Origin of the sequence: Gracilimonas halophila (genome assembly GCF_042684365.1) — a bacterium.
In the GTDB taxonomy this organism is placed as follows: domain Bacteria; phylum Bacteroidota; class Rhodothermia; order Balneolales; family Balneolaceae; genus Gracilimonas; species Gracilimonas halophila.
The window spans coordinates 21,654-28,822 of the sequence record NZ_JBHULI010000025.1 but is presented as its reverse complement, the minus strand read 5'-3'; the positions used below and the strand labels follow the sequence as shown (position 1 = coordinate 28,822).

Below are 7,169 nucleotides of genomic sequence, written 5' to 3'. Positions count from 1 at the left end.
TCGTTCAATACAAGATAGTTGGTGATTTAGTATCAATAACTAAAATAATCCAGGAGAGTCCTCCCTTGAGGGAGGTGCCGGACTGAGCGAATGCGAAGTCGGGCGGAGGGTGTGGGTGCCAAGGGCGATGGGGTCGGAATCATCCTCGGTTGCCCTTGGTGACCACACCCCACGAAAAAAATTCGGGAACAGCCGAATTTTTTGATCTCCCGCTCAAGGGGAGAATTTTCGTCGTTCAATACAAGATAGTTGGTGATTTAGTATCAATAACTAAAATAATCCAGGAGAGTCCTCCCTTGAGGGAGGTGCCGGACTGAGCGAATGCGAAGTCGGGCGGAGGGTGTGGGTGCCAAGGGCTGTGGGGTTGTAATTAACCTCGGTTACCCTTGGTGACCACACCCCACGAAACCCAAGCAGGAACAGCTGCTTGGATTGATCTCCCCTCAAGGGGAGAATTTCTGTGAAACGGAGGTGTAAATATGGGTAACAAAAATCATTTCCTGCTTACAAAGCCTGATCCCCGACCTCACCTGAATCCTCTCCTTCGCAAGGAGAGGACTTTTCGTTGTTCAATACATGATAATTACTGATTAAGTATCAATACATTAATACAACCCCGGAGAGTCCTCCCTTGAGGGAGGTGCCGGACTGAGCGAATGCGAAGTCGGGCGGAGGGTGTGGGTGCAAAGGGCGATGGGGTCGGAATCATCCTCGGTTGCCCTTGGGGACCACACCCCACGAAAAAAATTCAGGAACAGCCGAATTATTTGATCTCCCACTCAAGGGGAGAATTTCTGTGAACCTGAGAGGTGAATACAGGCTGCATAATCATTTCCGGCTTACCAAGCCTAATCCCCGGCGTGATCTCAAAGAGTGGATTATTTAATCTTTCGGGAATGTTTGATTTTGGTGATACTGGAATGACCATGAAGAATTCTCAAAACCAAAATACGTTCTTTTTTTACTCTGTAAATGATCAGATAACTGCCTAAAATAATATTACGGTATCGCTGGTCTTTTGTTGGAAGGTGCCGACATTCCGGATGGTGACCTCAAGTTTGATCCAGACTCCAAATTTTGCTGTATAATTCCGAAACAAAGCTTTTTGCAGCTGCTGCTCCGAAAACATCTTCCCCATACTCATACACCGATTTTAAATCTTCCGTAAACTGTTCTGATACAGCTACTTCTCTTTTTCAGCCACGATTCGAATTGTGTCATTGATTCCTGAACCGTATTGAACGGGCCTTTCTCTGCTTTTTTAATCCCTTTACTGAACTCACTCTCCGAAAGGACATTCACAGACGTGAAACGATTTGCCGGCAGCTTGTCTTTTAATCCTTTTTCTTCCATGATCAGTTTGGTTCTTTTATTGTTCAATACCTGTATAGTAAAGTATCTAATTGGTATATGTTGTTCAAGTATTGATTGGGTTTTAGGTGTTAGGTGCCAAAGGTTATGGGGTTGTAATTAACCTCGGTTGCCCTTGGTGACCACACCCCACGAAAAAAATTCAGGAACAGCTGAATTTTTTGATCTCCCGCTCAAGGGGAGACTTTCTGTGAACTGAATCGGTGGTACAGGCAACCGAATCATTTCCAGCTCATCAAGCCTGATCCCCGACCTCACCTGAATCCTCTCCTTCGCAAGGAGAGGACTTTTCGTTGCTCAATACAAGATAGTTGGTGACTAGGTACAATAAACTAAAACAACCCCGGAGAGTCCTCCCTTGAGGGAGGTGCCGGACTGAGCGGATGCGAAGTCGGGCGGAGGGTGTGGGCGCCAAGGGCTGTGGGGTTGGAATCATCCCCGGTTGCTCCTGGTGACCACACCCCACGAAACCCAAGCAGGAACAGCTGCTTGGATTGATCTCCCCTCCCCGAAGGTCGGGACGCAAGCGCAAGGGGAGACTTCCACTTTTTAAACTCATTCCCAAGCTCCGGCTTGGGGATGCAGTCCCGGAAGCTCCGGCTTCCACTTTGCCCTGGTTCTGAGAAGCCCTGAACGGCTTCGCTGTGGTACCGGAAGGGTTTTGTGGCTGTAGATGTTTTTTGTTATTGATCCTGCTTTCCAAACCTGATCCCCGACCTCACCTGCATCCTCTCCTGGCATACGCGGCGATCTCCATGACATGGTTGGGAATTCGGATTAACGAGATTGTTTCGTCGTTTTGGTGACGGGAGACCGTAGACGGAGGACCGCCAGGTTGGATTGTTAAGCATACCAAGCCGGCATTTGGCTTTGGAAATTCCTCGCAAAAAATTGGTTTCTAAACCGCTTGTTCGGACTTGGCTTTTTGACGGGTGGAAGAGCTGCCGTTGGATTCGAATGCTCTTTCTTCGGTTTGAAGATTTTGCATGTCTTTTCCGTAGAGAGTATTGCGTTCTAATTCAATGCCCATCTTCTTGAGAATATTTCTTTTGAATCCATTGGTTGGAAGAAGCATAAACATACTCAGGATAGCCATAGCAAGTCCAACATGAATGTCAAGCGAGCGAACGCTTAGGGTGAGCATGATGATGAACAAATTGCAGAAATAGAGTATGGCCGTTGTTCCCTTATGACCAAATCCGGCTCTTAATACGGAGTGGTGAATGTGATCCTGACCCGGACTGAATGGGGAACGCCCGTTGCGAATTCTTTTATAGAACACCGTGATCGTATCAAATAAAGGAAGGGCTAAAATAGCTATCGGAAGGATCGGGGAAGTGTATCCAAGAGCGGCAGTATAGGCCGGGTTCTCATTCAGTCCTACAAAATTGATAGCCAATACAGACAATAAAAATCCAACTACCAAAGAACCTGTATCACCCATAAAAATGGATGCGGGGTTATAGTTATATAGTAAAAAAGCAGTAAGGGTGGAAAATAATACCAATGATAGTGTTGCGAGAGCAAACTCACCGGCGATCAAGAATCCAATCCCAAATGCAATGGAAGCAATGATTCCCACTCCTCCAGCCAGGCCATCAATTCCGTCGATCAGGTTAAAGGAATTAACCACTACGATCATGGTAAAACCGGTAACAAGAGCTCCGGCCCAAAAAGGAATCTCATAGATACCAAACACTCCATAGAAATTGGAAATATACATATTACAACCAAAAATAAGTAACGCAGCTACCGTGAGCTCCACACCTAATTTAATCTTGGCGGAAAGATCTACAATATCATCTTTTAACCCTGTAAAGAATAACATTAACAAACCTGCTGCCAGGTAGGGATAACCTATTATTTGTTCTGCCATTCCACTAAGTGAAAAACCCACAAAAAAAGCAATGAATATAGCTATGCCTCCTAATGTCGGTACGTATCGGTCATGCACCTTCCTTTCATTATCCGGTTTATCATAAAGATCTGTTAAGTACGCGACCTTTTTGAGAATCGGAATCGTAAAGTAAGTGATAATGAAAGCGATGATTGTACCCGCTAAAACCTGTATCAATACTGCATCCATAATATTTTGAAAAAATTCTGCTCTTTCACCTGTATTTTAGGGAAAGCTAATATAGGATTTTTTATTTAATAAAAGTAATAAGAGTATTTTTATATAAGAACATGTTATTTGCTTACCCTTAATAAAGCTCTTGCAATTGTTTTTGGAAAGATTAGAAGTTCTTATTGTAAATTAAATTTACCCTCATTAACCTACCTTATCTAAAACCTCTGTCATTTATCCAAACATTTCTACCGACCCTCTATAAGCTATTCCGGAATTATCCTGATCTTTTTTTTGGAAATGCTTTGGAATGTATCAAATCAAGCATTTCTTTTGCCAAGACCTTTCGGTCGTAGGCTTGAGCTAATTTGAGAGCGTTCTTAGATAGGGTATTGTAAAGTACCCTATCATCTTTGAGTTTGTTTACCGCTTGTATGAATTCTTCGGTATTCTCAGGCTCAAAATGAACGCCGGCACCGAATTCATCAATTATTTTTTTGGCTTGACCTTCTACCCCAAGAATGATCGGTTTACCCATCGCACACGCTTCGAATATCTTGGATGGAATAACGGTTTTAAAAGTATCTGATCTTTTAAGCGGAACCAGGGAAGCATCGGTAAGTGAAAGGTAATTTGGTATCTGTTCTTTAGGAATAGGATCCAGGAAGGTGACATTCTTTAAATCGTTTTTGGAGGCAATAGCTTTTACCTTTTCTTTCTCAGCACCATCACCAATAAAAAGAAAGTGAATATTCTTAAAATCCGCCTTTGCAATAGATTCAACAACAAAATCCAATGAATGCGCCAATCCATGGGTTCCAATGTAACCAACTACAAAATCTTCTTTTATCCCTAATTCTTCTTTTAGATTGGCATTCTTTCGTTCGGCATCAAACAGCTTTAGGTTAGCCCCGTTTGGTATCACATGTATCTTTTCTTCCGGAATATTCCTTGAAATAAGATTCGCTTTAAAAGCCGGAGTATTTGGTATTACAAAATCCGCAGACATATAGAGAGCTAGTTCAATCTTTTCTAATAATCTATATCTTTTGCTGTTTTTTTTCATTGCTCCAACTGAAGCAATTGATTCAGGCCATAGATCTCTTAACTCAAATACCCATGCCTTCCGTTTTATTAAAGATAAAAACCAACCAGACCAAGTAGTAAAAAACTGCGGGGAAGTTGCGATAATCACGTCTGCTTTTTCAAAAATCCCGAATATAGATGCCATCACTGCAAAACTTACATAATCAAGTGTACGCTTTAAAAAGCCTTGATTAGCCGACATATATGACCACACCCTGATTACTCTCATCCCATCCACCTCTTCAACTTCTCTGAGCTTATTTTTATAGCCATCATATACTTTTCCTTGAGGAAAATTTGGAAAGCAGGTAATGATTGTAACCTCAGCACCAGCCTCTACCCATTCCTTTGCATGTTCATAAGTACGGGTTGCAGGAGCGTTGACTTCAGGAGGGAAATTGTCGGTCAGGAATAAGATTCTCATTAGATTTAGAGCTTTTTAACTACGGAAGTTAGGTAGAGAGTAAAGAAAATAGATTCATAGCTTAATTAATTTGAAATTATGTGAGTTTTAAACTCTTTATCAAATGTAAGTTTCAAACAGCTTGCATCTTTCTTTTTATTGAACCCCGTACAATAAGAATATTTCTCTATTGCTGAAGATGTAAGATTTTCGTGTGTCAAGATAAGGCTTTTTAGCTTGAAAACCCCTTCTTCAATTTTTACAGGTTTGATATCAGGATGTAGATGAATATATGCCACTGACTCTTTATTACCTCCATTAATCTCATCTCTAATCACAATCTCATGATCATTTATTTTCCATTCACGGATATGATTAATACCCAAATAATCATATCCGGTGTGTGTGGCTTTTAAGTGATCTTCCCCATCTGTTATAATCACCGGTTTCGCCCTCCTTCCCACTCTAAATCCTCCCCATACATCGGTCTGTTCTTTTCCATTAACCACTATGGTATTGTGTGAAGCAGTACTTCTTTCCTCCTCTCGGGTTTGATTTTTTTCATAAGTTGAAATTCCGCGATCTACAATGATGGGTTTTCCTTGATGATAAAGAACAAATGAAAGTGCATCCGAATGGGCATGCCCGGGTTGATAGTTTGGACCAACTTCCCCAACATCAGCCACTATTTCAAAATCCCCTGCTTCAAACTTTCGATAACCGGATTCTTTGAGCTCAATGTTCTTGGGTGTAAATCCAAACTGCTGTGCATAACTTAAGATTATTTTGGGCTCAAGAGCCTGACCGTCGGCACTATCATTGAACATAGGAATGTCTCCATTAGAGAACATAATAGTATATAACCAATTTACCATTTTTTGGATAACTTCCTTCAGTTGTTGCTCTACATCCTGTAGCTCATTGTTGTTATGTATGAGAAGATTGTACCCATCCAGTGCCCGTTGTAATAATATCACATGATACATGGGAGAAAGTTCAAAATGAGCTCCATCTTCAAGTATTTGTTCCTTCAATTCTGCTTTCAGAATTTTTCGAGCTAGACGAATCAGTTTTTCATCCTGAAAAAATACTACCCCAAATAGCAATGAAAACCCATTTTCCAGCAGGTGATTTCCCAATAAATGATATTCCAGCTTTTTGGTTAGAACCTGATACTGCCCATATAAAGAATCCACTATTTCTTGAGGATACCGGTCATGTTTGGAAAAAAATTTGATCCAGTTAATGGTTCTCAGTGAGATAGGATAAGGATCCATTCCTTCCGGGCGATTTTGCGGATCTTGGAGAAAGGATTCAATCAGCGCTTTACCTGTTTCCCATTCCATTTCGGGTTGATGGAGATAGTCAAAATAGTTGAGGTGGTAGGCCCAGAGTTTGCCGTGGCCTAAATAATTCCAGTTGATCTCTTCTTTAAAATTTTGCTTGAGATTCAGGAATTGGAAATGGTTCTCGCCGAGGTAGTGGGTGTATTGATCTGGGAAGGGAACAAGTTTTAGTTTTTGAAAATTGGGAGCTTTTATTCCCTCGGGATATTGAACAGGCAAGAACTTATTCCGCAGTCTGTACCACAGCTGATAACGAATTTGTATCGGCTTAAGGAGTTTGAGGGTGTGATAATATCTTGAGAGCTTTTTGAGCATTTTATTGAACCGCAAGGAACGCAAAGGCCACTAAGTTAGTTAAATTTTTCTTGGTGTTCGTTGTGTTCTCCGTGGTTAATTTATTGTTAGTTTGTTTTGGCTGATATTCTACAGTTTTTTGAACCGCAAAGGACACTAAGAACGCAAAGTTTTAGGTTTATTTCTTAAGTATTAATCACTCGTTTGATGCCGTCTTTCATTAGGAGTACGTTAAAATTGAGTAGCAATCCTAACCTACATTTTGATAGCTTTAGATAAGTCAATGTTTGAGCTAAGTGAATTTTACTCAACTTATCAACGGTTTTTAGTTCAACTACCACTTTTTCATTGACGAGTAGATCAATTCTGTATCCAACATCCAGTTTGACCTCTTCAAATTGTACAGGCTGATCTTTCTCTTTTTCAACTTTGTATCCCTTTTTGATGAGCAAATATGCCAATGCAGCCTGATATGCAGATTCTAACAGCCCGGGTCCTAACTTTCTGTGCACCCTGATTGCAGATTCTACAATATCCTTAGCTATTCTGTTTTCCTCTTCCATACATTTTTTTATTGAACCGCAAAGTGCGCAAAGGACAC

Annotated in this window: 8 protein-coding genes; all 8 read right to left on the bottom strand. The window is 41.2% G+C overall.

Annotated elements, in window-relative coordinates:
• Positions 1–878: 878 nt before the first annotated feature.
• The 8 genes from ACFSVN_RS10940 to ACFSVN_RS10905 all read right to left on the bottom strand — a co-directional run bounded on the left by ACFSVN_RS10940 (position 879) and on the right by ACFSVN_RS10905 (position 7,131).
• A complete protein-coding gene (locus ACFSVN_RS10940) occupies positions 879–980 on the bottom strand; it encodes a hypothetical protein (protein ID WP_390303825.1) in 102 nt (33 codons plus the stop codon).
• 8 nt (positions 981–988) lie between these two features.
• Positions 989–1,138: a hypothetical protein gene (locus ACFSVN_RS10935; RefSeq protein WP_390302436.1), complete on the bottom strand. Its 150-nt coding sequence runs from the start codon at positions 1,136–1,138 to the stop codon at positions 989–991.
• 2 nt (positions 1,139–1,140) lie between these two features.
• A complete protein-coding gene (locus ACFSVN_RS10930) occupies positions 1,141–1,380 on the bottom strand; it encodes a hypothetical protein (protein ID WP_390302434.1) in 240 nt (79 codons plus the stop codon).
• Positions 1,381–1,926: 546 nt separating this feature from the next.
• Positions 1,927–2,133, bottom strand: a complete 207-nt coding sequence (locus ACFSVN_RS10925) for a hypothetical protein (protein ID WP_390302431.1) — start codon at positions 2,131–2,133, stop codon at positions 1,927–1,929.
• A gap of 136 nt (positions 2,134–2,269) precedes the next feature.
• Positions 2,270–3,457 (bottom strand): MraY family glycosyltransferase, encoded by a 1,188-nt coding sequence (locus ACFSVN_RS10920; protein ID WP_390302428.1) that lies wholly within the window; start codon positions 3,455–3,457, stop codon positions 2,270–2,272.
• A 259-nt stretch (positions 3,458–3,716) separates the two neighbouring features.
• Positions 3,717–4,949 carry a glycosyltransferase family 4 protein gene (locus ACFSVN_RS10915; protein WP_390302425.1) on the bottom strand — a complete coding sequence of 411 codons (1,233 nt, stop codon included), beginning with the start codon at positions 4,947–4,949 and terminating at the stop codon, positions 3,717–3,719.
• A 65-nt stretch (positions 4,950–5,014) separates the two neighbouring features.
• Positions 5,015–6,589 (bottom strand): heparinase II/III domain-containing protein, encoded by a 1,575-nt coding sequence (locus tag ACFSVN_RS10910; RefSeq protein ID WP_390302422.1) that lies wholly within the window; start codon positions 6,587–6,589, stop codon positions 5,015–5,017.
• A 164-nt stretch (positions 6,590–6,753) separates the two neighbouring features.
• Positions 6,754–7,131 (bottom strand): GxxExxY protein, encoded by a 378-nt coding sequence (locus ACFSVN_RS10905; RefSeq protein WP_390302419.1) that lies wholly within the window; start codon positions 7,129–7,131, stop codon positions 6,754–6,756.
• Positions 7,132–7,169 lie beyond the last annotated feature (38 nt).

What these genes read in the sequence shown, in the direction of transcription:
- ACFSVN_RS10935 (WP_390302436.1), bottom strand. Translation starts at nt 1,138, where the DNA reads ATGGGGAAGATGTTTTCGGAGCAGCAGCTGCAAAAAGCTTTGTTTCGG.
- ACFSVN_RS10925 (WP_390302431.1), bottom strand. Translation starts at nt 2,133, where the DNA reads ATGTCATGGAGATCGCCGCGTATGCCAGGAGAGGATGCAGGTGAGGTC.
- ACFSVN_RS10920 (WP_390302428.1), bottom strand. Translation starts at nt 3,457, where the DNA reads ATGGATGCAGTATTGATACAGGTTTTAGCGGGTACAATCATCGCTTTC.
- ACFSVN_RS10915 (WP_390302425.1), bottom strand. Translation starts at nt 4,949, where the DNA reads ATGAGAATCTTATTCCTGACCGACAATTTCCCTCCTGAAGTCAACGCT.
- ACFSVN_RS10910 (WP_390302422.1), bottom strand. Translation starts at nt 6,589, where the DNA reads ATGCTCAAAAAGCTCTCAAGATATTATCACACCCTCAAACTCCTTAAG.
- ACFSVN_RS10905 (WP_390302419.1), bottom strand. Translation starts at nt 7,131, where the DNA reads ATGGAAGAGGAAAACAGAATAGCTAAGGATATTGTAGAATCTGCAATC.